The sequence below is a fragment of the Streptomyces sp. NBC_00316 genome (assembly GCF_036158715.1).
Lineage (GTDB): Bacteria > Actinomycetota > Actinomycetes > Streptomycetales > Streptomycetaceae > Streptomyces.
The window spans coordinates 3,633,684-3,657,680 of record NZ_CP108023.1 but is presented as its reverse complement, the minus strand read 5'-3'; the positions used below and the strand labels follow the sequence as shown (position 1 = coordinate 3,657,680).

The window sequence follows — 23,997 nt, the reverse complement described above, 5'->3', positions numbered from 1 at the left end:
ATGTCGGAATGATGAACCAGCCCGATTCCGCGGCGATTGCAGGGTATTTGTGAAGCTGATTCGCCAACAGTCGGCGGGCTGTTAACCATCTGTTGCCGCCCCGTTGGGCCGCGAATCGGAATGCCTTCCTAACTTCTTGGACGTGCCCCCACGTACCAGTAAGACGACGGCCCTCCGGGTAGCCGTGCTCGCCGACTCGGACACCCGGTGGAAATGGGGCGCGCTCACCGCGCGCCGCCTGACCACCGGAGCCCCGGACGCGTCCCGGACAGCGGACCGGCCGGTCGAGATCAGCGGACTGCTGCTGCGCGGCCGTGCCACCCCGACCCCGCGCCAGCTCGCCGAGGTCGGCGACGTCGGGATCGAGACCTGCCGGGTGCGCGAGGTGACCGCCGTCGAGTTCCTGCACACCGTGCGGGACGAGGGGTACGACGTCGTGGTCCTGGCCCTGGTGGGCGGCGCCGTCCAGGCGATGCTGCACGGCCTCGCCGCCCTGCGGCTGCCCGCCAGGCCCGTCGTCGTCACCGGCTATGTCGGCGTCGTCTACGAGAAGCTCGCCGACGGGCTGCTGCTGCGGCACGGCGCGGACCTCGTCCTCGCAAACTCCCGGCACGACGCGGAGCGTTTCCGCGCGGTGTACGAGGGGGTGGGCGCCGACGCCTCGGCCGTCACGGAGGCCGCCCTGCCGTTCCTCGGCGGCGCACCGCACCGGAGGCAGGAGGGCCGCGACACGGTCGTGTTCGCCGCTCAGCCCTCCGTACCGGCATCCCGCGCCGACCGCACGTACCTGCTGCGCAGGCTCGTCGAGCACGCCAGGCTGCACCCCGACCGCGAGGTGCTGCTGAAGCTGCGCTCCAAGCCCGGTGAGCACACCACACACATCGAGGAACTCCCGTACCAGCGGCTCGCGGAGAAGCTGCCCGGCGGGCTGCCGCCCAACTTCAGCCTCGTGTACGGGCACATGGGCGAGGTGCTCGACCGCACCGACCTGCTGGTCACGGTCTCCTCGACCGCCGCGCTCGAATCCCTGCACCGGCGCATCCCGACCGCGATCCTCACCGACCTCGGCGTCCGCGAGACCCTCGGCAACCACCACTTCATCGGCTCGGGCCTGCTCACCTCCTGGGACCGGCTCGACGGCGGCTCCCACCCGGAGCCCGACGAGAAGTGGCTGGCCGGCCAGGGCGTCGCCGCGGACGGCACGTACGACACGGCCTATGACACCGCCCGCGCCCGCGTCGACGCGCTGCTGGCCGAACCCCGCCTTCCCGGCCTCACGCCGTACTACACACCCGCCACCGCCTCCGGCTACCTCCCCGGCATCCTCGCCCGCCACCACCTGGCCCCCGACGGCCGTCCGCTGCCGGGCGCCGCGACGCCGCGCGAGACCGGCGGGGTGCGCGGCGCGGTCCGCGACGCCGTACGGGAAGCGGCACGGGGGGCGTACCGGCAGGGAGTCCAGCGGGTCGCCCCCGTGATCCGGCGGATGGGCGAACTGTGAACACCACTTCAGGAGCAGAGATGACGCCGACCCCGGCCCCGACCCCGACCGTGCTCGCCGTGATCCCCGCCCGCGGCGGATCCAAGGGCGTCCCGGGCAAGAACATCGCCCAGGTCGGCGGCGTACCGCTGGTGGCCCGCGCGGTGAACGCCTGCCTCGCATCGCGTGAGGTCACGGACGTCGTCGTCACCACCGACGACGCGGCCGTCGCGGCCGCCGCACGGGCCGCCGGGGACGCTCTCGGAGCCTCCGGCCGGGTGCACTGCGTGCAGCGTCCGGCGGCCATCGCCGGTGACAGTTCGAGCAGCGAGGACGCGGTGCTGCACGCCCTCGACGCGTACGAGGCGATGCACGGCCGCACCGTCGACGTGGTCCTCCTCGTCCAGTGCACCAGCCCGTTCCTCACCCGCGAGGACGTCGACGGCGTAGCCGCGGCGGTCGCCCGTGACGGTGCCGACACGGCCGTCACGGTGGCCCCGTTCCACGGCTTCATCTGGCGCGACGGCAGCGCGGTCGAGGAACACGCCTACGGCGTCAACCACGACAAGGGCGTCCGGCAGATGCGGCAGGACCGCCCCGAGGACCTGCTGGAGACGGGCGCGGCGTACGCCATGGACGTCGCCGGCTTCCGCACCCACCGCCACCGCTTCTTCGGCGACACCGCGCTGGTCCGCACCGACCCCGCCCGGGTCCTGGAGATCGACGACCCGCACGACCTGGCCCGCGCCCGCGCCCTCGCGCCGCTGCTCGACCCGTCGGCGCTGCCGACCCGCGACGACATCGATGCGGTCGTCCTCGACTTCGACGGCACGCAGACCGACGACCGGGTCCTCATCGACGCCGACGGACGCGAGATCGTCGCGGTCCACCGCGGCGACGGCCTCGGCATCGCGGCCCTGCGCAAGTCCGGCCTCGACCTCCTGATCCTGTCCACCGAGCAGAACCCGGTCGTCGCCGCCCGCGCCAACAAGCTCAGGATCCCGGTCCTGCACGGCATCGACCGCAAGGACCTCGCCCTCAAGCAGTGGTGCGACGAGCACGGCATCGCCCCCGAGCGCGTGCTCTACGTCGGCAACGACGTCAACGACCTGCCCTGCTTCGCGCTCGCCGGCTGGCCCGTCGCCGTCGCGAGCGCCCACGACTCGGTACGCGCCGCGGCGCGCGCCGTCACGACCACCCCCGGCGGCTTCGGCGCCATCCGCGAGATCGCGGCCTGGCTGCTCGGCCCCACCCTCACGCACCACAAGTCCACCCCCACCGACTCCCCCGAGTCCACGCCCGACACCCCTGTCTCCACCACCAAGTAAGGAAACACCCTCATGAGCACCTCCCGTCTGCGCACCCTCGGCACCCGCACCGCCGGCCCCGGTCAGCCCGTCTACATCACCGGCGAGATCGGCATCAACCACAACGGCGACCTGGCCAACGCCCTCGCGCTGATCGACGTGGCCGCCGACGCCGGCTGCGACGCCGTCAAGTTCCAGAAGCGCACCCCGGAGATCTGCACCCCGCGCGACCAGTGGGACATCGAGCGCGACACCCCCTGGGGCCGGATGACGTACATCGACTACCGCCACCGCGTCGAGTTCGGCGAGGACGAGTACCGGGCCATCTCCGAGCACTGCGCCGAGCGCGGCATCGACTGGTTCGCCTCCCCGTGGGACACCGAGGCCGTCGCCTTCTTGGAGAAGTTCGACGTCCCCGCCCACAAGGTCGCCTCCGCCTCCCTCACGGACGACGAGCTGCTCCGCTCGCTGCGTGCCACCGGCCGCACGATCATCCTCTCCACCGGCATGTCGACCCCGAAGCAGATCCGCCACGCGGTCGAGGTCCTCGGCAGTGACAACATCCTGCTCTGCCACGCCACCTCGACGTACCCGGCGAAGGCCGAGGAGCTGAACCTGCAGGTCATCAACACCCTCCAGCAGGAGTACCCGAACGTCCCGATCGGCTACAGCGGCCACGAGACCGGCCTCCAGACGACCCTCGCCGCCGTCGCCCTCGGCGCCGTGTTCGTCGAGCGGCACATCACCCTCGACCGCGCCATGTGGGGCTCCGACCAGGCCGCCTCCGTCGAGCCGCAGGGCCTCACCCGCCTCGTCCGCGACATCCGCACCATCGAGGCCTCCCTGGGCGACGGCGTCAAGAAGGTGTACGAGTCCGAGCTCGGCCCGATGAAGAAGCTCCGCCGTGTCGCGGGCGTCGTCGCCGAGAACACCGAGGCGGCCCAGGCCGCCGAGCCGGTCGCGGTCTGACGGGCCGACCGGTGAACCTCGCCTTCGTCGAGAGCCCGGTCCAGCTCCTGAACGTCCTGGAGTGGGCCTACGCAGAGGGAGGCGACGACCTGGTCCGCTCGGGCATGACGGTCGTCGTCCTCCCCCCGGTCGACCCGATGTCGCGCGGTCAGCTGCGCCGGATGGCGGAGCTGGCCCGCGACGAGGGCGTCACCGTCCGCTGGCAGGAGGCGCGCGGCGGAGCGGGCGCACCCCTGAAGACCCTGCGGTCACTGGCGGGACTGCTGCGCCGGGCGGACCGGATCGTGATCGGCGACCCGTTCTCCCGCTATGTGCAGCTGCTCCTGACCATGGTCCGCGCCCGCCGCCTCACGGTGGTCGACGACGGCACGGCGACGATGGAGTTCGTCGTCCAACTGGCTCGCGGCGAACGCCTGGTGCGCTGGCACCGGCGCGGCAGCTCGGGGCCGCGCGAACTGGTCCTGGCCCCGGTGACGGCCACCGCCCGCCGCCGCTTCACCCCGTCCGGGACCCGCACGGTCGAGGTGTTCACAGCGATGCCGGTCGAGGCTCCGGCCGGCATCACGGTCACCCCCAACACCTTCGCCTGGACCCGGGCCCGCTTCGGCCCGCCGCGCCTCACCAAGGGCGCGGACCTGGTGGGCACGTCCCTGGTCGAGACGGGCGTCATCGACCAGGAGCAGTACCTGGAGGCGGTCTCGGGCCTCGCCCGTACCCACGGCGCGACCCGCTACTTCGCGCACCGCCGGGAGTCCGCCGACAAACTCCACGCCCTGGAAGCGGCCACCGGCCTGGAGATCGTCCGCCCCGACCTCCCCCTGGAACTCATCGCCCGCCGCGGCCCGATCGGCCGCACGGTCCTGAGCTTCCCGTCCACGGTGGTCCACACCCTGCCGCTGGCCCTGGTCGGTACGGAGGTCAAGGTCGCGGTCTGCGACATCGCCCCGGAATGGCTCCGGGACACGGCCTCACCGCGCGCCCAGGGTTTCCTGAGCGGCGTCACGGAGACGGCCCGCGACGTACAGCGGCTGGCCCCGTGGCGGGTCACCGCGGTGACCGAGGCCTGAGCCCGCCGCCGCGAAGGGCTGAGGCCGCCCGGGCGGACCGCCCGAGCGGCCTCGACCGGGACGACGCCCCTGCCGGCGAGGCACACTCCGTCGGGCATCCGGGAGATCTCATGCATCGGCCGAACAGCCAGGATCGGTCGAGCGGCCGGCCCCGGCCGTGAGTCGCAGCAGATCCGACACCACGCCGGGCACCAGGAACCACCAAGGGATGTTCTCCGCCGGCATCCCGAACAGGAGCGCGGCGACGGCTGCGAAGAGCTGAAGTACGGCCGTCAGACGTCAACAGGATTCCGGTGACGACCAGAGCGGCCGTTGTACCGTGGACGGCCAGCGCGATCGCGTAGGCCAGCACACTGGCGACGTCGCGCCGGGGCCGCAGCGCCGCGCCGGCCGTCACCTCGGCCAGCAGTTTCTCCCCCGTGCTGCCGGGCCAGTCTGCGTTGCAGCCGCTCCAGCCTCCGGCAGCCTCCTCGGGCGCTCCCGGATCCACGTTCCAGTCGCACGCGGCGCACCACGGCACGAACCTGCGGTCCGCCCGGATCTCCGCCCCGCACTCCGGGCGCGGCTGAACACTCTGTTCCAAGGTGTCGAGCATCGTCGAGGCCCCCCTCGTCCGACGGCCCGAAGGGACCGCCGCTGTCCACGACGCAGCCGAACCGAGTACGCCGGCGACGCAGCGTGGACCCGGTGCACACTCGAACCCGACAGTGGGACAGTGGAGGCATCGGAGGAAATCGGGTGAGTTTACCCACCTCCTTCTCATGCCACACGCCCTGACGCCGCATTTTGTTCCTCTATGCGGCTGAACTTTTGTTGATCTGTGGCCAGTTGAGGGGGGAAGGGGCCTACCCTTCACCAGGTGAACCAGTTGATGTCCCGCGAGTCCGATGCCGAGCTGCCCGTGCACACCACCCTGCCCGAACCTCTGCCCGGCACGCTGCCCGAACCCCTGCGGGCCGAGCTGATCGCCTTCCGGCGCGATCTGCACATGCACCCCGAGCTCGGCAACCAGGAGTTCCGTACCACCGCGGCCCTCAAGGCCCGGCTGGAGAAGGCCGGGCTCCGGCCGCAGGTGCTCTCCACCGGGACCGGGCTCATGTGCGACGTGGGTACGCGGGACAGCGGCACACCCCCCATGCTCGCTCTGCGCGCGGACATCGACGCCCTGCCCATTCCGGACACCAAGAACGGGGTCCCGTACCGGTCCACCGTCCCCGACCGGGCGCACGCCTGTGGGCACGACATCCACACCACCACCGTCCTCGGAGCCGGGCTCGTGCTCGCGGAGCTCGACCGGCAGGGGCTGCTGCCGCGGCCCGTGCGGCTGATCTTCCAGCCGGCCGAGGAGGTGTTGCCCGGCGGTGCGGCCGATGCGATCGAGTCGGGAGTGCTGGAGGGGGTCGGGCGGATCATCGGCGTGCACTGCGACCCGAAGGTCGATGTGGGAAGGATCGGGCTGCGGGCCGGGGCGATCACTTCGGCGTGCGACCGGCTGGAGGTCTCCCTCGACGGGCCCGGCGGGCACACCGCCCGGCCGCATCTGACCACCGACCTGATCACGGCCGCGGCGAAGGTGGTCACCGAGGTGCCCGCGCTGCTCGCCCGCCGGGTCGACGCCCGCTCGGGACTCGCGGTCACGTGGGGGCGGCTGCAGGCCGGGCACGCCTGCAATGTGATCCCGCAGCACGCCGAGCTGTCCGGCACGGTCCGCTGCCTGGATCTGGAGGCGTGGCGGGAGGCGCCGGATCTGGTCCATGCCGCGATCGACGAGGTGGCCGGAATGCACCGGGCCAAGACGGTGATCACCTACGTCCGCGGGGTCCCGCCGGTCGTGAACGACCCGGCGGTGACGGATCTGCTGGCCGCTGCGATGTCCGGGCGCCGCGGATCGTATGCGATCGAGGACACCGAGCAGAGCCTCGGCGGCGAGGACTTCTCCTGGTATCTGGAGCATGTCCCGGGGGCCATGGCACGGCTCGGAGTGCGTACTCCTGGCGACACCCGGCGCCTCGATCTGCACCGTGGGGACTTCGATGCGGACGAGGAGGCGATCACTGTTGGCGTGGAGCTGTTCACCGCCGCGGCTTTGCTCGACGGCAACCGTTCGTAACCGGACAGCTCACCCCCGGTTCGCGACGATCCGATAACGGCTTCCGTACAGGGCTTTATCTGACATCTACGCGCGTTACGATCGCGGCGAAACCAGCGCCGGAAGAGGCGCTTCGGTCAGGTTTGAAGGAGCCTTCCCTTGCGCCGGGTATCCAAGATCACCGCTGCGTGTGCCATCACTGCGGCTCTCGCGCTCACCGCCACCGCGTGTGGCGAGTCGTCCGACGAGAGCACCAGCTCCGACAAGGGCCAGATGAAGATCGGCATGGCCTTCGACGTGGGCGGCCGTGGTGACAACTCGTTCAACGACTCCGCCGCACGCGGTCTGGACAAGGCCAAGGCCGAGTTCAAGGCCGAGACGAAGGAGCTCACCGCCAAGAACGGTGAGACCCCGGCCGACCGCGAGCAGCGTCTGGAGTCGCTCGCCGAGGGTGGCTACAACCCGGTCATCGCGATCGGCTTCGCGTACAAGGACGCGGTCGACAAGATCGCCCCCAAGTACCCGAAGGTCAACTTCGGCCTCGTCGACTCCGTTTCCGACGCGAAGAACGTCGCCTCCATCGTCTTCACCGAGGAGCAGGGCTCGTACCTCGCCGGTGTCGCGGCCGCGCTGAAGTCGAAGGACGGCCAGGTCGGCTTCATCGGCGGTGTGGACCTTCCGCTGATCAAGAAGTTCGCCGCCGGCTACCAGCAGGGTGTCCTGGACACGAACCCGAAGGCCAAGGTGCAGATCCAGTACCTGTCCACCGGTTCGGACCTGTCCGGCTTCGGCAGCCCCGACAAGGGCAAGGCCGCCGCCAAGGGCATGCTCGACAAGGGTGCGGACGTCATCTTCGCCGCCGCCGGTGGTTCCGGTGCCGGTGCGATCGAGGCCGTCGCGGGCCAGAAGGGCGCCTGGGCCATCGGTGTCGACTCCGACCAGGCCCTGGACCCGGCGCTGTCGAAGTACAAGGACTCGATCCTGACCTCGGTCGTCAAGAACGTCGACGCCGGTGTCTACGACCTGGTCAAGTCCGTCAAGGACGGCAAGCCGCTGACCGGTGTCCAGACCTACTCCCTCGCCAAGGGCGGCGTTTCGCTGACCACCACGGGTGACCACCTCGCGGACATCCAGGCGAAGCTCGACGAGGCGAAGAAGAAGATCGTCGACGGCACGATCACGGTCAAGACCACGCTCTGATCGTTCTGTTGATCGGGGCCCGGCGGGAGCTGCTTCGGTTGCTCGCCCGGGCCCCGATTTCGCGTACACGCCCGGGCCCCGTTCCGTAGCCGTAAGCACACGTTCCGCCACCTGCTGCCGGGTGGCCAACGATTCGGTGGCGCTACGCGCGTAGCGTCCTCCGGGCGCGGTACCTTTTTTCGCTCCCCACCGCCTCCGCCCTCCGCTCCTGTCAAGGAGAGTGCGTCATCAACGCGTCCAGCAGTCCTCATGCCGTGGAGCTCCGCGGCATCACCAAGCGATTCCCCGGGGTCGTGGCCAACCACGACATCGACATCACCGTGCGCCGCGGCACCGTCCACGCTCTCGTCGGCGAGAACGGTGCCGGCAAGTCCACTCTGATGAAGATCCTGTACGGCATGCAGAAGCCGGACGAGGGCACCATCGCGGTGGACGGCGAGCAGGTCTCGTTCCACAACCCCGGCGACGCCATCGCCCGCGGCATCGGCATGGTGCACCAGCACTTCATGCTCGCCGACTACCTCACCGTCCTCGAGAACGTCGTCCTCGGCTCCGAGAAGCTGTACGGGATCGGCGACCGGGCCCGCACCAGGATCAAGGAGATCTCCGACGCGTACGGCCTCGGCGTCCGGCCGGACGCCATGGTCGAGGACCTCGGGGTCGCCGACCGCCAGCGTGTGGAGATCCTCAAGGTCCTCTACCGCGGCGCCCGCACCCTGATCCTCGACGAGCCGACCGCCGTTCTCGTACCGCAGGAGGTCGACGCACTCTTCGACAACCTGCGCGAGCTCAAGGCCGAGGGCCTGACGGTCATCTTCATCTCGCACAAGCTCGGCGAGGTTCTCTCCGTCGCCGACGAGATCACGGTGATCCGCCGCGGTACGACGGTGGGCACCGCCGACCCGGCGAACACGACGACCAAGCAGCTCGCCGAGTTGATGGTCGGCAGCGAGCTGCCGTCGCCGGAGACCCGCGAGTCGACCGTCACCGACACGCCGATGCTCACCGTCGACGACCTGCGGCTGACCGCCACCGACCCGGACGGGGTGGTGCGCGCCGTGCTCGACGGCATCACCTTCACCATCCACAAGGGCGAGGTCCTCGGCATCGCGGGCGTCGAGGGCAACGGGCAGTCCGAGCTGGTCGACGCCATCATGGGCATGCGCTCGCCGGACCACGGGGTGCTCACCCTGGACGGCGCCGACATCTCCCGTACGCCGACCCGCAAGCGCCGTGAGGACGGCATGGCCGTCATCCCCGAGGACCGCCACCGGCACGGACTGCTGCTCGAGGCTCCGCTCTGGGAGAACCGGATCCTCGGCCACGTCACCGAGAAGCCCAACAGCAAGGGCGCGTTCCTCGACATCAAGGCGGCGCGTGCCGACACCGAGCGGATCGTGCGCGAGTACGACGTCCGCACCCCCGGCATCGAGGTCACCGCGGCCTCGCTCTCCGGCGGCAACCAGCAGAAGCTGATCGTCGGCCGCGAGATGAGCCACTCACCGAAGCTGCTGATCGCCGCGCACCCCACCCGGGGCGTGGACGTCGGCGCGCAGGCGCAGATCTGGGACCAGATCCGCGAGGCGCGCCACGAGGGTCTGGCGGTGCTGCTGATCTCCGCCGACCTGGACGAGCTGATCGGGCTCTCCGACACCCTGCGTGTCATGTACCGCGGCCGGCTGGTCGCGGACGCCGATCCGGCGACCATCACTCCGGAGGAGCTCGGCTCGGCGATGACGGGAGCGGCCCGGGGCCACCTCGAACACACCGAATCCGGCACGGACGCGGAGTCCGGTCCGGACACCGCCGACACCGACCCCCGGGACGGGGGAGAGGACCGATGAAGAAGTTCGACAAGGAGCGGCTGCTCCTGGGGATCGCGGCCCCGGTACTCGCGATCGTGGTCGCGTTCCTGGTGACCGGCCTCGTGCTGGTCCTCACCGGCAAGGAACCGTTCAGCGCGTTCGGCATCATGCTCGACTACGGGGTGAAGTCGGACAGCCAGGTCTACATCCTGAACAAGGCGACGACGTACTACCTCGCGGGTCTCGCGGTGGCCGTCGGCTTCCGGATGAACCTCTTCAACATCGGCGTCGACGGCCAGTACCGCCTCGCCGCCTTCTTCGCCGCCGCCCTCGGCGGCGCGCTGACGCTGCCGGGCGCGCTCCAGATCCCGCTGATCATCCTCACCGCGATGATCGTCGGCGCGATGTGGGCCGGGATCGCCGGTGTCCTCAAGGTCACCCGAGGCGTCAGCGAGGTCGTCTCGACGATCATGCTGAACTCCATCGCGACCGCGATCATCGGCTATCTGCTCCAGCAGGGCCGCCTCGGTCACCTCGACGAGGCCGGCACGAAGATCTCCACCACCCCGCTCCCGGAGTCCTCGCACTTCTTCGAGTTCCCGACCACCCCGACGCCCGTCTGGGGCTTCATCGTGATCGCGGTCGTCGCGGGCATCGCCTACTGGTTCACGCTCTCGCGCACCCGGTTCGGCTTCGATCTGCGGACGGTCGGCCAGTCCGGCTCCGCGGCCGAGGCCAGCGGTGTCGACGTCAAGAAGATGGTCGTCACCTCGATGCTGATCTCCGGCGCGGTGGCCGGTCTGATCGGCATGCCGACGCTGCTCAACGACAGCTACGAGTACAGCGGCGACTTCCCCATCGGTATCGGCTTCACCGGTATCGCCATCGCGCTCCTGGGCCGCAACCACCCCGTCGGTATCGCGCTCGGCGCGCTGCTCTGGGGCTTCCTGGAGCGCGGCACCGGAAAGCTCGAGTTCGAGGGGTACGACAAGGAGATCGTCGGCGTCATCCAGGGCGTCATCGTCCTGTGCGTCGTCATCGCGTACGAAGTCGTCCGCCGCTACGGACTCAAGCGTCAGCAGAGCAAGGTCGGCGCGGAACTCGCCGCACAGGCCGCCCGTAACTCCGACCAGCAGGAGGTGTCGGCGTGACCGCCACGGCGACTTCCACCCCGCCGCCCGCGGCCCCCAGGGTCTCCGGTGGCAAGGGCGGCCGCACCCGCCTGTCCTTCCCCGTCGTCCTGCTGATCGTCGCGGGCGCGCTGCTCGCGCTGTCCGCGGTACGCGCCATCACCGGCGCCGAGGACGTCACCTCGGCCGGCCAGATCAGCGCGGCGCTCGCGATGGCCGTGCCGATCGGGCTCGCCGGTCTCGGCGGCCTGTGGGCCGAGCGGGCCGGTGTGGTCAACATCGGCCTCGAAGGCATGATGATCCTCGGCACCTTCTTCGGTGCCTGGGCCGGCTGGCAGACCAGCCCCTGGCTCGGCGTGCTGGCCGGGATCATCGGCGGCATGATCGGCGGGCTGCTGCACGCCGTTGCGACCGTCACCTTCGGCGTCGACCACATCATCTCCGGTATCGCCATCAACATCCTGGCGGTCGGGTTCACCACCTACTTCGCCAAGCTCTGGTTCAACACGGGCGAGGCGGCGGCCAAGGGCGGCAGCCCCAAGCAGTCGCCACCGGCCGACGAGATCACCTCGGTGACGATCCCCGGCCTGTCGGACTGGCTGCACTCGATCGAGAAGCACCACTGGTTCTTCGTCTCCGACCTGGCCGGGATCATCGGTGGTCTGGTCACCAATGTGTCGCTGCTGACGATCGTGGCCGTGCTCCTGTTCGTCGGGACGTTCTTCGTCCTGTGGAAGACCTCGTTCGGGCTGCGGCTGCGTTCCTGCGGCGAGAACCCGATCGCCGCGGAATCGCTCGGCGTGAACGTCTACCGCTACAAGTACATGGCGGTGATCGTCTCCGGCGGCATGGCCGGGCTCGGCGGCGCCTTCCTCTCCCTGGTCACCTCGCACATCTACAACGAGGGCCAGACCGGCGGCCGCGGATACATCGGTCTCGCCGCGATGATCTTCGGCAACTGGCGGCCGGGCGGGCTCGCCATGGGCGCCGGCCTGTTCGGCTTCGCCGACGCGCTGCAACTGCGCAACGGCGGCGAGTCCGTCCACGCGCTGCTGCTCCTGCTGTTCGTCGTGCTGGCCGTGCTGGCCGCCTGGAAGCTCTACCGCAAGAGCTTCGTCCAGGGCGGGGCCAGCGCCGTCATCGCCGCTGCCGTTCTGGTCTGGTACCTCGCCACGGACACGGTGCCCACCGAGTTCGTGAGTGCGACTCCGTACATCGTCACGCTGCTCGTCCTCTCGCTCTCCGCACAGCGGCTGCGGATGCCGAAGGCGGACGGCATGCGGTACCGGAAGGGCCAGGGCAAATGACCGCGGCCGCCGACGTCGACTGGGACGCCCTGCGCGCCGCCGCCCGGGGCGCCATGTCCCGGGCGTACGCCCCCTACTCGGGCTACCCGGTCGGCGTCGCGGCGCGCGTCGACGACGGCCGTACGGTGGTCGGGTGCAATGTCGAGAACGCCTCGTACGGGCTCAGCCTGTGTGCCGAGTGCGGCCTCGTCTCGCAGCTGAACGCCACCGGCGGCGGCCGGCTGACCCACTTCACCTGCGTGGACGGGACGGGCGAGATCCTGGTCCCGTGCGGCAGATGCCGGCAGCTGCTCTACGAGTTCGGCGGGCCGGAGCTCGTCCTGGAGACCCCGGACGGTCTCCGTACGCTCGACGAGATGCTGCCGCAGGCGTTCGGCCCGGATCATCTGAAGTAGAACTGCTGTGGCCCTCCCGCCCGTTGGGAGGGCCACGCCCGTATCCACCCTCTATGCGCGTAGAGTCATTCGGGACTCCTGCGTACGTACCGGCCGGAAGGACTCCCAGGACATGGACGCCATCTCCGTCATCCGCACCAAGCGCGACCGGGGCGAGCTGACTCCCGAGCAGATCGACTGGGTCATCGACGCCTACACCCGCGGCGAGGTCGCCGACGAGCAGATGTCCGCACTGGCCATGGCGATCCTCCTGAACGGCATGAACCGTACGGAGATCGCCCGCTGGACCGCCGCCATGATCGCCTCCGGCGAGCGGATGAACTTCGACTCGCTGTCCCGCCCCACCACCGACAAGCACTCCACCGGCGGCGTCGGCGACAAGATCACCCTGCCGCTCGCCCCGCTGGTCGCGGCCTGCGGCGCCGCCGTGCCGCAGCTCAGCGGCCGCGGTCTCGGCCACACCGGCGGCACCCTCGACAAGCTGGAGTCCATCCCCGGCTGGCGCGCCCACCTCACAGGCGCGGAGATGCTGAACGTGCTGGAGACCACCGGCGCCGTGATCTGCGCCGCCGGTGACGGTCTGGCCCCCGCCGACAAGAAGCTGTACGCGCTCCGCGATGTCACCGGCACCGTCGAGGCCATCCCGCTGATCGCCAGCTCGATCATGTCCAAGAAGATCGCCGAGGGCACCGGCGCGCTCGTCCTGGACGTGAAGGTCGGCTCCGGCGCCTTCATGAAGACCATCGAGGACGCCCGCGAACTGGCCTCCACCATGGTCGCGCTGGGCACCGACAGCGGCGTACGGACGGTCGCGCTCCTCACCGACATGTCCACCCCGCTCGGTCTGACCGCGGGCAACGCCCTGGAGGTCCGCGAATCGGTCGAGGTCCTCGCCGGCGGCGGCCCCAAGGACGTCATCGACCTCACCCTCGCGCTGGCCCGCGAGATGCTGGACGCGGCCGGACTCAAGGACGCCGACCCGGAGAAGGCCCTCGCGGACGGCTCCGCGATGGACGTCTGGCGGCGGATGATCTCCGCCCAGGGCGGCGACCCGGACGCCACGCTCCCGGTCGCCCGCGAGCAGCATGTGGTGGCGGCCCACACCTCCGGCGTACTGACCCGTCTCGACGCGTACGACATCGGCGTCGCCGCCTGGCGCCTCGGCGCAGGCCGGGCCCGCAAGGAGGACCCGGTGCAGGCGGGCGCGGGCATCGAAATGCACGCCAAGCCGGGCGACACGGTGACCAAGGGCCAGCGGCTGCTGACACTGCACACGGACACCCCGGAGAAGTTCGAGTACGCGCTGAAGGCCCTGCCCGGGTCGTTCGACATCGCGCCGGCCGGCACGGAGTTCACCGCCACCCCTGTGGTGCGGGAACGTATCGCCTGACCTGCGGCTTACCCGTACGGGTGAACGGGACCGGTGGACTGCTGCCGGTCCCGTTCGGCATGCTGGACCCGGTGACGCACCGATAGAGGAGACCGCCATGGGCGCACTCACCGTCGACCCTGTGCCGGGCAGCGGCCACGGCTGGGACGACCTCGTCCGGATCTGGGAGGAGACGGACGCGCCCGAGGGCTGCAAGGTGGAGATCATCGAGGGGATCGTCACCGTGTCGCCACCGCCCGTCCAAGGACCACAATCTCACTGCGGCGCTGCTGCAGCGCAGGCTCTACTCCGTGATTCCGGAGGACTGGGAGATCTTCCAGACCCTCGCCGTCTCGGTGCCGGGACGGCCCGGGCTGTACATCGCCGATCTCGTTGTCCTGCCGGGTGCCGTGGCGACCGGGCCGGGCAACCGTGTACCGGCGGAAGAGGCCCGGCTCGTCGTCGAGATCACCTCTCGGGACAACGCCAACCACGACCGCATCGGCAAGGCGCACGGATACGCGAGGGCGGGTGTCGAGCTGTTCCTGCTTCTCGACCCGTGGCACTCCGGCCGCCCCACAGCCACCCTGTACGGGGAACCCGCCGAGGACACCTATCGGGTCCTGGACGCGGTCGAGTACGGGGAGAAGCTGACGCTTCCCGAGCCGTTCGCACTGGATCTCGACACGTGGGTCTTCCCCGCCGGCTGAGAAGCGTCACGAAGAGCGGCACCGCTCAGCGATGAGTTCCGGCTGCCCGGCCGGTCTTTCTGACGTGGAAGCCATGACCCCGATCGTTCTGGTCGTCACCGGCCGTGTCACGCGTGCCTCCGTGCCGGGACTCTGCGCCGAGCTCGAGGCGCTGCTGTACGACGCCGAGGGCACGATGCGCGACCCGGCCGCCGGGGTGGACTGTGACGTGGGCGGGGTCGTACAGGCAGATCTCGCCCTGGTCGAGGCAGTGGCCCGGCTCGGGCTCGTCGCGCGCCGGGCCGGCGGCAGACGGCTGAGGCTGCGCAGGGTGCCGCCCGAACTGCGGGCGCTGCTGGACCTGGTGGGGCTGACCGATGTCGTGAACCTGGGGGAACTGGGCTGAGGTACCGGGTCCCGTCCCCCGGGTCAGTCGGTCCGCACGCAGACGACCAGCAGCGGGGCTGCCGGAACCGAGGCGTGCGGTGTCGGCGCCGCTGCCGTGGCCGCTTCGGAGCCGCAGGCACCGTCGGACGCGTGCTCCGGCCCGGATTCCGGCCCGACGCCGGAGGCAGGGGGACGGGACGGGCCGGGGCCCTCGGTGGCAACGGGCTCACCCAGCCACTGCGTGACCCCCCAGCCGCCGAGCGCCAGCACCACCCAGCCCGCCACCAGCGCGTGCCGCAGCCGCGGTCGCCCGCTCACGCCGCATCCGCCTCCAGGCGATCCGGCAGTCCGAAGAGCGGGAACCAGCGGGGCGTGTCCAGGAAGCAGTGCAGCCCGGTGATCGCACCGTCCGAGATGTCGATGACCTGCACCGCCCACGGCACGAATCCCGGACCGTCCGGATTCGGCTTGTAGTGGGCGAACGCCGGGGTGCCGTTCGCCGCGGTCGCCACCAGGCGGGAGCCCTCGCAGCTCGCGCCGATGGAGACCATGAAGCCGGCGATGTCGTCGTGCCCCTGCAGCCAGAGGTCGAACGGCGGCATGGTCATCACGGCGTCCTCGTGGAGCAGCGCGGTCAGCGCCGCCATGTCGTACCCCTCGAACGCCGCCACATAGCGGTCGAGGAGCTTGCGCTGCTCGTCGTCGAGCGGATCGGCGGTGTCGGCGGTCAGCCCCTGGTGCTCCGCGAGTGTCGCGCGGGCCCGCTGCAGGGCGCTGTTGACCGAGGCGACCGAGGTGTCGAGCAGCTCGGCCACCTCGCTCGCCCTCCAGGCCAGCACCTCGCGCAGGATCAGCACCGCCCGCTGCTTGGGCGGCAGGTGCTGCAGCGCCGCGACGAACGCCAGGCGCACCGACTCGCGCGCCACCGCGGCCTCCGCCGGGTCGGCCACCGACGGCAGGATCCGCCCGTCCGGCATCGGCTCCAGCCAGGTGTTCTCCGGCAGCGGGTTGAGTGCGGCCCCGGCAAGCGGCGTCGGGCCCGTCAGATCGACCGGGCGGGCCCGCTTGTTCCCCGCGGTCAGCATGTCCAGGCAGACGTTGGTGGCGATGCGGTACAGCCAGGAGCGCAGCGAGGAACGGCCCTCGAACTTCTCGAAGTTGCGCCAGGCGCGCACCAGCGTGTCCTGTACGGCGTCCTCCGCTTCGAAGGCCGAGCCGAGCATCCGGTAGCAGTACCCGGTCAGCTCGACCCGGTGTCCCTCCAGACGGCTGTCGATGTCCGTCGTGGCCGCAAGATCACCCATCGCTCCACCCCTGTTGCGCAGTGTCACCGTTTGCTTCGGCACTTCGGAAGCTACAGCAGGCCACTGACAGCGGGGGCGAGAAGTGCCGAAGGCGCTTGTGTTCCCGTCACGTTCCGGGCTTGCGCCCGTACACGTACACGTCGTCGCCGTTCTTCAGCAGGTTCCAGTACGTCTTCGCGTCCGCGTCGCGCATGTTGACGCAGCCGTGCGACCCCGGCGGGTTCCACATCTTCAGGGAGACCGAGTGGAACGCCTGCCCGCCGTCGAAGAACTGGGAGTACGGCATCCACACGTGGTACAGCGACGACCAGTGCTTGATGTGCCGCAGATAGATCTTCTTCGACCCGGTGCGCGTCTCGTACCCGTTCCGCCCGCTGCGGATCGGCACCGGACCGTACTTCAGCTTGGCGCCGTCCTGGATCCAGCTGAGCTGCCGGGTCAGATCCACACACGCGATGCGCCCCTTGTTGGTGGGGCACTTCCCGGCCTTGTTGGGGTTCTTGCCCGCCGCCTTCTGGGCGGTCAGCGTCTGCATCGTCCGCCAGGTGACCGGCCCCGCGTACCCGATGTCCGGGGTGATCCCGTAGGTGCGCTGGAACGACTGGATCGCCTTGCAGTCGGCCGCCGACTGCCTGCCGTCGACCGTCCGGTGCAGGTAGTTCTCCACCTGCTTCTGGTACGGCCCGGTGGATGTGGTGCAGGACGCGGCCTGCGCGGAGGCGCCCGATCCGAGCACGAGCGCCGGCGCCGCCATCAGTCCGGCGACGGACAGCGCGACCGCGCGCCGCATCCGGACTCCCCGTATGTTCCCTACGACTCCCATATACGCCAACTCCCCTTCGCGCGCTGTGCGGTGGTTCCGCCTGCTAGACGCGCGTCGGGGAGTGGATGGTTGTGCGCCCTATGTCTCAGTTCTGTACGGACGCCACCGGTACGAGCCGGCGCCGCTCGGCCCGGGCGGCCCGCGACCCCCACAGCGTGATCGAGACGACGCCGAGGACCGCGAACAGACCCAGCGACACCGTGCCCGCCCAGCCGCCGGCGTGGAAGGCGATCGCGCCGAGCGTGCCGCCCGCGCTGGAGCCCAGGTAGTACGCGGACTGGTAGAGCGCCGAGGCCTGCGCCCGGCCCTGGGTCGCGGTCCGGCTCACGGACGACGAGGCGACCGCGTGTCCGGCGAAGAAGCCCGCGGTGATCAGGACCAGGCCGAGCAGCACGGCCGCCAGCTGGTCGGAGAGGGAGAGCAGCAGACCGGCGGCCGTCGTCGAGACGGCCAGGTAGAGCGCGCCCCGGCGGCCGAGCCGGGCGACGAGCCTGCCGGCCGCGGCCGACGAGACCGTACCGACGAGGTAGACCAGGAAGATCGAGCCGACGACGCCCTGCGGAAGGTGGAACGGGGCCTCCACCAGCCGGTAGCCGATCACCGTGTAGACCGCGCCGAACACCGTCATGAACAGGGCGCCGATCGCGTACAGCCTGCGCAGCAGCGGATCGGCCAGGTGCCCGCCGACCGTCTTCGCCAGAGCCTTCGGGTTCAGCGTGCCGGGCGTGAAGTGACGCGCCCTCGGGATCATGAAGTGGAAGACGACCGCACAGACGACGGCCAGCAGTCCCACCGTGCCGAGCGCCGCCCGCCACCCCCACAGCTGGGAGACCCAGCCGGTGAGGATGCGGCCGCTCATGCCGCCGATGCTGTTGCCCGCGACGAACAGTCCGATCGCGGCGACCAGTGCCTTCGGCCGGACTTCCTCGGCCAGGTACGCCATCGCGGAGGCGGGCAGCCCGGCCAGGGCCGCGCCCTGGACGGCGCGCAGGGCGATCAGCCACCCGAGCGACGGGGCGAACGGTACGAGCAGTCCGACCAGTACGGCGACCGTCAGCGACGCGGTCATCAGCTGCCGCCGACCGAACCGCTCGGAGAGTGCACTCATCGGCAGTACACACAGCGCCAGCGCACCCGTGGCCGCGGAGACCGTCCAGCTGGCCTGCCCGGCCGTGGCGCCGAATCCGGCGGAGACGGCGGGCAGCAGCGCCTGCGTGGAGTAGAGGAGCGCGAACGTCGCGACGCCGGCGGCGAAGAGCGCGAAGCTCATCCGGCGATAGCCGGGGCCGCCGGGCTCGAGCCGGTCCGGATCGGCGGCGGCAGCGGGGGCGACGGGCGATGACGGTGCTGAGGCGTCCAGCGTGAGGGTGGACGCCTTGGTACTGGCGGGAGACATACCTCGAAAGTAGATCGCCCGGCATTCATGCGTCCAATGCACGAACTTGCGATAATCAATCCCATGGTGCATGAACGCAGCTCACGGATCCGACTGTCACCGAGTAGTTACGAAGAAGACATTCGCGCGGTCCTCGCGCCGCGGCTGGCGTACTTCGAGGCGGTTGCCCGCCACGAACACGTGACCCGTGCCGCGCACGAGCTCGGCGTCCCGCAGTCCACGTTGTCGCGGGCGATGGTCCGGCTGGAACAGGACCTGGGCGTCGCCCTGTTCGCCCGCAAGGGCCGTACCGTCTCGCTCACCACCGCGGGCCGCACCTTCCTGGGTTCGGCCGAGCGAGCCCTCGCCGAGGTGGAGCGGGCCGCGGACTCGGTACGGGCCGACGCCGACCCGACGGCGGGCAAGGTGGCCTTCGGCTTTCTGCACACGATGGGCTCCGAGACCGTTCCCGCGCTGATCCGGGCCTTCCGCGCCGACCATCCCCGCGTCCGCTTCCAGCTGGTGCAGAACTACGGCGAGGCGATGATCGAACGGCTCAGGGCCGGCGACCTCGACCTCTGTCTCACCTCACCCGTCCCGGACGCCCCCGACCTGGTCGCCCGCCGCCTCCACGAGCAGCGGCTGCGCCTGGTCGTCCCCGAGGACCACCGCCTCGCTTCCCGCAAGCGGATCCGCCTGGCGGAGGCGGCCGACGAGGCATTCGTGACCCTGGAGCCCGGGTACGGCCTGCGGCGCATCACCGACGACCTGTGCGCCCAGGCGGGGTTCACTCCCCGCATCGCGTTCGAGGGCGAGGAGGCCGAGACGCTGCGCGGTCTGGTGGCCGCAGGCCTCGGCGTGGCCCTGCTGCCGCCGCCCGCGGTGGCCCGCCCGGGCGTCGTGGAACTGACGGTCACGGCCCCGCGCGCGGCCCGCGAGATCGGTGTGGCCTGGCTGGACGGCCACCCGGACACCCCGCCGGTGGCGGCGTTCAAGCAGTTCCTGCTGTCGCGTCGGGGGCATCTGCTGCCGGACTGACGGCGCGGAGGGTGGCGGGGAAGGCGAGAGCGATGCGGTGACGCACGCACGGGACCACGCGGCCACGGACGCGCAACCCCGTCGCCAACTCCCGCCCGACGAACGGCTGCACCCCCCGTGCTCGCGGGCCCCCTGGCAGAACTCATCGACGAGATCGGACCCCGTCGCAGGGCACACGCGCAGCACCGTGGGGCACGACCACATGGGGGACGGCGGAGCGCGACACCCCGACCGGCGGGATCGCGCCGGTCGGGGCGTGTGCGTCAGCGGCCGAGGCCGTCCAGGTAGTCCAGAACCGCACGGGCGCCGTCTGCCGGCGCGGTCAGCCCCACGTAGTCGTCGGGGCGGATCAGCACCAGTGAGTCCTCGGTCGTCCCGTAGGCCGACCGGGCGTGTCCCCGGTCGTCGAGCAGCCCCTCGGGACCGGCGTCCACGGAATACGCCCGTACGACATCGCCGTGCTTCTCGACTGTTTCCCGCAGGGCCGCGGCTGTGCCCGGGCCGAAGCCGAGGAGCGTGAAGTGCGGTCCGGCGAACACCTCGAACAGGCGGGTCGGGGCGCCGGTCGCGGCGTCACGGCAGGGGGCGTCCGGGGCGCGGTCGCCCGCCCGCAGCCGGCCGTCGCGCGCGTCCCGCTCGCGGGAGAGCGAGCTCCACCGGTATCCGAGGCCCAGCGTGGTCGTCTCCGGCGTGGCCACGACATCCAGGCCGCCGCCCGGCTCCTTGATCGCCTCCAGGACGGCACGCTGGCGGTCGGACGTGATGTCCAGCGTCCAGGCGGCCACGGGCAGCCGCTCCTCCTCGTAGCTGTCGAGCAGGCCGGGCCCCGCCCGGCCGGTGACGACCAGTGCGAGCTTCCAACCCAGGTTGAAGGCGTCCTGGATGCCGGTGTTCATGCCCAGCCCGCCGGCGACGGAGTGGACATGCGCGGCGTCTCCGGCGAGGAAGACCCGGCCCACCCGGTAGCGGTCGGCCATGCGCTCGTTGACCCGGTAGGTCGACATCAGGGTCGCATCGGTCAGCCGGAGGCCGGGAATTCTGGCGTGCCGGTCGAGGAGCCGCTGGAAGCTCTCCCGCGACGGTTCGACGACGCGGCCCTCGTCGTCCCGTTCGGGCCCGGCCTGGAACCACCACCCCGACCGGGTGCCGGGAATCGGACAGAGCATCACCGCGCCGTCCTCGTCGAACCATTGGTGCCAGATGCCGCGGTCCAGCCCGTCCAGCTCGACATCCCCGCAGACCATCACCTGTTCCTCTGCCGTCCGGCCGGCGAAGGGGACGCCCAGCAGTTTGCGGACCGCGCTGTGGCCCCCGTCGCAGCCGACCAGGTAGCGCGCCTCGATGCGACGGCCGTCGGCGATCGTGGCGACGACCCCGGTGTCCTCCTGTGTGAGCCGTGTCAGCTCGGTGCCCAGTTCGACGCTCACGCCGTACCCGGTGAGGCGGTCCCTCAGGATTTCCTCCAGCCGCCACTGGGGGATGAGCCGCCCCTGGTCATAGGGGGCGTCAGGGGTCGGACCGGAGCCCTGGTGCGGATGCGTGTCGGCGATCGGCTGCCCGCCCCGGTACTTGCGCATGACCAGGGGACCCGAGCCGGAGGCCATGACCTCGTCGACGACGCCCAGGTCCTCCAGGACCTCGAGGCTGCGCGGGTTGGGCCCCTTGGCCCGTGAGCTGCGAGGGAACTCCGGGGTCTTCTCGATGATCCGTACCGCGACTCCGCGCCGGGCGAGGTCGCAGGCCAGGGTCAGTCCGGTCGGTCCGGCTCCCACGATCAGCACGCTGGTCATATGTACTCCTCGTCCACGCCTGGCTCCACACGTTCGGCCTCCATGGAAAGGCAACCAGGCCAAAAAGGCAACTCGGTAACGAATGAGATTTGGTTGTGCTGTCTGTCGCGGTGGGCGGTCGAGCGGGCGGCCGGGGCTGCGCGCCTTCGGTGCCCAGAGGTGTGCCTCAACGAGGCCAGGGCTGCGCTCCGTCGTCCGGGGCGCCCCCCAGTTCCACGCCGTCGCGGCGATCGTCTACGAGCGGGCCCGCGAGCGCGGGCTCGGCCATGTCATCCCGCGTGAGTGGCTGCTGCAGGACATCCGCGACCGAGTGCGGGCAGGTGGCGGGGCGCCGTGGGCCACACCGCCTCGAGCCTGTCGCGGCGGACACGGGCACCGGCAGCCGGAGCGTACCCGCGCTCAGCGCCGAGGACCCGCGAATCACCCGTCAGGACCCCAGCGACCGTCCGAACCCCGCCGCCAGCGGCATCCGCAGTCCCAGCGGCGGGGGAGCCGCCAGTGCGTCGGCGACCGGGCGTGCGTACGTCCGCCCGAACAGCGACCCCCGTACGAAGTCCACGGCCAGCGCCGTCACTTCGGCGCGGTGCTGGCGCAGGGCATGTCCGTCCGAGTGGACCTCGAAGCGGCAGGTGTCGCGGTTGGCCTTCTTGGCACGCTGGGCCAGCCGGAACGACAATTCCGGGTCGGAGCGTGCGTCGTTCGTGCCGTGGACCAGCAACACCCGTCGGCCCAGGAGGTGTTTCACCGGTTCCGGTTCCAGCGACGGATCCTCCGGCAGCCAGGGGGCCATCGCCAGTACCGAGTTGACCGCCGGATGGCCGCCCGCCCGCAGCGCCGCGCGGCCGCCCGTGCCGTGGCCGGCCAGGCAGACGGGTATGTCGCCGTAGCGGCGCACGACCTCGTCCACCGCCCACCGGGCGTCCGCCGCGTGCTGCGCGTCCGTGGCGTTCCAGCCCCGGCAGCGGTAGTGCACGACATGCGCGGCCAGCCCGTCGTCCTGGCCGGCGCGGGCCAGGGTCCGGGCGAGCGGCAGCTGGAGCGCGTACGACAGAGGGGAAGGGCGGCGGTGCGAGTCGGCCTCGCCGTCCGGGAGCAGCAGGACCACGCCGCTGACCGCAGGTTGTGCTCCGGCCGTCTTCACGGCCCGTCCCAGCCTCGCAGCAGGCAGGGGGAGTGCGCGCTGTGCCATGACAGAACAGTGTCAGAAGGACAGGTGTACTCCACCCGTATTCGCGGTCACTGTTACGCATCGGCCGGCCATGTTCTACGCGCGTAGGCGTTAGAGTGCCCAGATGATGAGCCCGACCCCGTATGTGCCCGGCCCCGACCAGATCCGACGCGCCCCCAAGGTGCTTCTCCACGATCACCTCGACGGTGGTCTGCGTCCCGGCACGATCATCGACCTGGCCCGTGACGCGGGCTATGAAGCCCTGCCCGAGACTGAAGCGGACAAGCTCGGCATCTGGTTCCGGGAGGCGGCCGATTCCGGATCGCTGGAGCGCTACCTGGAGACGTTCGCCCACACCTGCGCCGTCATGCAGACCCGTGAGGCCCTGGTCCGGGTGGCCGCGGAGTGCGCCGAGGACCTGGCCGCGGACGGTGTCGTGTATGCCGAGGTGCGGTACGCCCCCGAGCAGCACCTGGAGGCCGGACTGACCCTCGAAGAGGTCGTCGAGGCGGTCAACGAAGGCTTCCGCGAGGGCGAGCGCCGGGCCCGCCTGGACGGCAACCGGATCCGGGTTGGCGCCCTCCTGACCGCGATGCGGCACGCCGCCCGCGCCCTGGAGATCGCCGAACTCGCCAACCGGTACCGGGACCTGGGCGTCGTCGGCTTCGACATCGCGGGCGCTGAAGCAGGTTTCCCGCCCACCCGTCACCTCGACGCCTTCGAGTACCTCAAGCGCGAGAACAACCACTTCACCATCCATGCGGGCGAGGCCTTCGGGCTGCCGTCGATCTGGCAGGCGCTCCAGTGGTGCGGTGCCGACCGGCTCGGCCACGGTGTGCGCATCATCGACGACATCGAGGTCGCCGAGGACGGCGGGGTGAAGCTCGGCCGCCTCGCCTCGTACGTACGGGACAAGCGCATCCCGCTGGAGATGTGCCCGACCTCCAACCTCCAGACCGGTGCCGCCGACTCGTACGCCGAGCACCCCATCGGGCTGCTGCGCAGGCTCCATTTCCGCCTCACCGTGAATACGGACAACCGGCTGATGAGCGGTACGAGCATGAGCCAGGAATTCGAGCACCTGACCGAGGCTTTCGGATACACGCTCGACGACATTCAGTGGTTCACAGTCAATGCGATGAAATCGGCGTTCATTCCTTTCGATGAACGTCTGGCGATGATCAATGACGTGATCAAGCCCGGCTATGCCGAGCTGAAGTCCGAGTGGCTCTTCGAGCAGACGCCCGTGACCAGCATCTCTTCCGCTTCCGCGGGCTGAATTCCGCTTCTACGACAAACGGCCGG

Annotated in this window: 20 protein-coding genes and 1 pseudogene; 15 read left to right on the top strand and 6 right to left on the bottom strand. The window is 70.7% G+C overall.

Features of this window, described 5'->3' with window-relative positions; all coding sequences use genetic code 11:
* Positions 1-142 precede the first annotated feature (142 nt).
* The 13 genes and pseudogenes from OG878_RS16125 (at position 143) to OG878_RS16065 (ending at position 15,213) form a co-directional block, all read left to right on the top strand.
* Entirely contained in the window at positions 143-1,501 is a 1,359-nt protein-coding gene (locus OG878_RS16125) for a DUF6716 putative glycosyltransferase (RefSeq protein WP_328887457.1), read from the top strand.
* A 20-nt stretch (positions 1,502-1,521) separates the two neighbouring features.
* A complete protein-coding gene (locus OG878_RS16120; RefSeq protein ID WP_328887456.1) occupies positions 1,522-2,808 on the top strand; it encodes an acylneuraminate cytidylyltransferase in 1,287 nt (428 codons plus the stop codon).
* Positions 2,809-2,820: 12 nt separating this feature from the next.
* The gene (locus OG878_RS16115) at positions 2,821-3,756 is read left to right on the top strand and encodes an N-acetylneuraminate synthase family protein (protein WP_328887455.1); all 936 of its coding nucleotides are present in this window, start codon (positions 2,821-2,823) and stop codon (positions 3,754-3,756) included.
* A gap of 11 nt (positions 3,757-3,767) precedes the next feature.
* Positions 3,768-4,823 carry a hypothetical protein gene (locus tag OG878_RS16110; protein ID WP_328887454.1) on the top strand — a complete coding sequence of 352 codons (1,056 nt, stop codon included), beginning with the start codon at positions 3,768-3,770 and terminating at the stop codon, positions 4,821-4,823.
* 871 nt (positions 4,824-5,694) lie between these two features.
* A complete protein-coding gene (locus tag OG878_RS16105) occupies positions 5,695-6,933 on the top strand; it encodes an amidohydrolase (protein WP_328891259.1) in 1,239 nt (412 codons plus the stop codon).
* A gap of 138 nt (positions 6,934-7,071) precedes the next feature.
* Positions 7,072-8,112: a BMP family lipoprotein gene (locus OG878_RS16100; RefSeq protein WP_328887453.1), complete on the top strand. Its 1,041-nt coding sequence runs from the start codon at positions 7,072-7,074 to the stop codon at positions 8,110-8,112.
* A gap of 254 nt (positions 8,113-8,366) precedes the next feature.
* Positions 8,367-9,956 (top strand): ABC transporter ATP-binding protein, encoded by a 1,590-nt coding sequence (locus OG878_RS16095; RefSeq protein WP_328887452.1) that lies wholly within the window; start codon positions 8,367-8,369, stop codon positions 9,954-9,956.
* On the top strand, positions 9,953-11,068 hold the full coding sequence (locus OG878_RS16090) for an ABC transporter permease (RefSeq protein ID WP_328887451.1): 1,116 nt from the start codon (positions 9,953-9,955) through the stop codon (positions 11,066-11,068). Before OG878_RS16095 ends, OG878_RS16090 begins: the two co-directional genes overlap by 4 nt.
* Positions 11,065-12,354 (top strand): ABC transporter permease, encoded by a 1,290-nt coding sequence (locus OG878_RS16085; RefSeq protein WP_328887450.1) that lies wholly within the window; start codon positions 11,065-11,067, stop codon positions 12,352-12,354. Before OG878_RS16090 ends, OG878_RS16085 begins: the two co-directional genes overlap by 4 nt.
* A complete protein-coding gene (locus OG878_RS16080) occupies positions 12,351-12,749 on the top strand; it encodes a cytidine deaminase (RefSeq protein ID WP_277327981.1) in 399 nt (132 codons plus the stop codon). The genes OG878_RS16085 and OG878_RS16080 overlap by 4 nt, the downstream gene beginning before the upstream one ends.
* A 112-nt stretch (positions 12,750-12,861) precedes the next feature.
* Positions 12,862-14,139 carry a thymidine phosphorylase gene (locus tag OG878_RS16075; RefSeq protein WP_328887449.1) on the top strand — a complete coding sequence of 426 codons (1,278 nt, stop codon included), beginning with the start codon at positions 12,862-12,864 and terminating at the stop codon, positions 14,137-14,139.
* A gap of 97 nt (positions 14,140-14,236) precedes the next feature.
* Positions 14,237-14,828 (top strand): annotated as a pseudogene (locus tag OG878_RS16070) (Uma2 family endonuclease).
* 73 nt (positions 14,829-14,901) lie between these two features.
* Entirely contained in the window at positions 14,902-15,213 is a 312-nt protein-coding gene (locus tag OG878_RS16065; protein WP_328887448.1) for an STAS domain-containing protein, read from the top strand.
* 23 nt (positions 15,214-15,236) lie between these two features.
* On the opposite strand, the gene OG878_RS16060 is transcribed toward OG878_RS16065, so the two are convergent.
* The 4 genes from OG878_RS16060 to OG878_RS16045 all read right to left on the bottom strand — a co-directional run bounded on the left by OG878_RS16060 (position 15,237) and on the right by OG878_RS16045 (position 18,717).
* The gene (locus OG878_RS16060) at positions 15,237-15,512 is read right to left on the bottom strand and encodes a hypothetical protein (protein WP_328887447.1); all 276 of its coding nucleotides are present in this window, start codon (positions 15,510-15,512) and stop codon (positions 15,237-15,239) included.
* Complete coding sequence (locus tag OG878_RS16055; RefSeq protein WP_443049119.1) at positions 15,509-16,498, bottom strand: sigma-70 family RNA polymerase sigma factor; 990 nt, start codon at positions 16,496-16,498, stop codon at positions 15,509-15,511. Before OG878_RS16055 ends, OG878_RS16060 begins: the two co-directional genes overlap by 4 nt.
* A 106-nt stretch (positions 16,499-16,604) precedes the next feature.
* A complete protein-coding gene (locus tag OG878_RS16050) occupies positions 16,605-17,288 on the bottom strand; it encodes a L,D-transpeptidase family protein (protein ID WP_328887446.1) in 684 nt (227 codons plus the stop codon).
* A gap of 118 nt (positions 17,289-17,406) precedes the next feature.
* Positions 17,407-18,717: an MFS transporter gene (locus OG878_RS16045; RefSeq protein WP_328887445.1), complete on the bottom strand. Its 1,311-nt coding sequence runs from the start codon at positions 18,715-18,717 to the stop codon at positions 17,407-17,409.
* A gap of 63 nt (positions 18,718-18,780) precedes the next feature.
* Here OG878_RS16045 and OG878_RS16040 point away from each other — a divergent pair, with 63 nt between their 5' ends.
* Positions 18,781-19,734 (top strand): LysR family transcriptional regulator, encoded by a 954-nt coding sequence (locus tag OG878_RS16040; RefSeq protein WP_328887444.1) that lies wholly within the window; start codon positions 18,781-18,783, stop codon positions 19,732-19,734.
* Between the two features lie 263 nt (positions 19,735-19,997).
* Here the strand turns inward: OG878_RS16040 and OG878_RS16035 are convergent, their stop codons facing one another.
* Positions 19,998-21,524, bottom strand: a complete 1,527-nt coding sequence (locus OG878_RS16035) for an FAD-dependent oxidoreductase (RefSeq protein ID WP_328887443.1) — start codon at positions 21,522-21,524, stop codon at positions 19,998-20,000.
* 427 nt (positions 21,525-21,951) lie between these two features.
* Positions 21,952-22,713 (bottom strand): alpha/beta hydrolase, encoded by a 762-nt coding sequence (locus OG878_RS16030; protein WP_328887442.1) that lies wholly within the window; start codon positions 22,711-22,713, stop codon positions 21,952-21,954.
* 103 nt (positions 22,714-22,816) lie between these two features.
* Between OG878_RS16030 and OG878_RS16025 the strand changes: the two genes are divergently transcribed.
* Positions 22,817-23,971, top strand: a complete 1,155-nt coding sequence (locus tag OG878_RS16025) for an adenosine deaminase (RefSeq protein WP_328887441.1) — start codon at positions 22,817-22,819, stop codon at positions 23,969-23,971.
* Positions 23,972-23,997 lie beyond the last annotated feature (26 nt).

Coding starts and splice junctions, on each gene's coding strand:
- OG878_RS16045 (WP_328887445.1), bottom strand. CDS start 18,717: ATGTCTCCCGCCAGTACCAAGGCGTCCACCCTCACGCTGGACGCCTCA.
- OG878_RS16115 (WP_328887455.1), top strand. CDS start 2,821: ATGAGCACCTCCCGTCTGCGCACCCTCGGCACCCGCACCGCCGGCCCC.
- OG878_RS16090 (WP_328887451.1), top strand. CDS start 9,953: ATGAAGAAGTTCGACAAGGAGCGGCTGCTCCTGGGGATCGCGGCCCCG.
- OG878_RS16105 (WP_328891259.1), top strand. CDS start 5,695: ATGTCCCGCGAGTCCGATGCCGAGCTGCCCGTGCACACCACCCTGCCC.
- OG878_RS16080 (WP_277327981.1), top strand. CDS start 12,351: ATGACCGCGGCCGCCGACGTCGACTGGGACGCCCTGCGCGCCGCCGCC.
- OG878_RS16035 (WP_328887443.1), bottom strand. CDS start 21,524: ATGACCAGCGTGCTGATCGTGGGAGCCGGACCGACCGGACTGACCCTG.
- OG878_RS16040 (WP_328887444.1), top strand. CDS start 18,781: ATGGTGCATGAACGCAGCTCACGGATCCGACTGTCACCGAGTAGTTAC.
- OG878_RS16120 (WP_328887456.1), top strand. CDS start 1,522: ATGACGCCGACCCCGGCCCCGACCCCGACCGTGCTCGCCGTGATCCCC.
- OG878_RS16030 (WP_328887442.1), bottom strand. CDS start 22,713: ATGGCACAGCGCGCACTCCCCCTGCCTGCTGCGAGGCTGGGACGGGCC.
- OG878_RS16065 (WP_328887448.1), top strand. CDS start 14,902: ATGACCCCGATCGTTCTGGTCGTCACCGGCCGTGTCACGCGTGCCTCC.
- OG878_RS16075 (WP_328887449.1), top strand. CDS start 12,862: ATGGACGCCATCTCCGTCATCCGCACCAAGCGCGACCGGGGCGAGCTG.
- OG878_RS16025 (WP_328887441.1), top strand. CDS start 22,817: ATGATGAGCCCGACCCCGTATGTGCCCGGCCCCGACCAGATCCGACGC.
- OG878_RS16050 (WP_328887446.1), bottom strand. CDS start 17,288: ATGCGGCGCGCGGTCGCGCTGTCCGTCGCCGGACTGATGGCGGCGCCG.
- OG878_RS16055 (WP_443049119.1), bottom strand. CDS start 16,498: ATGGGTGATCTTGCGGCCACGACGGACATCGACAGCCGTCTGGAGGGA.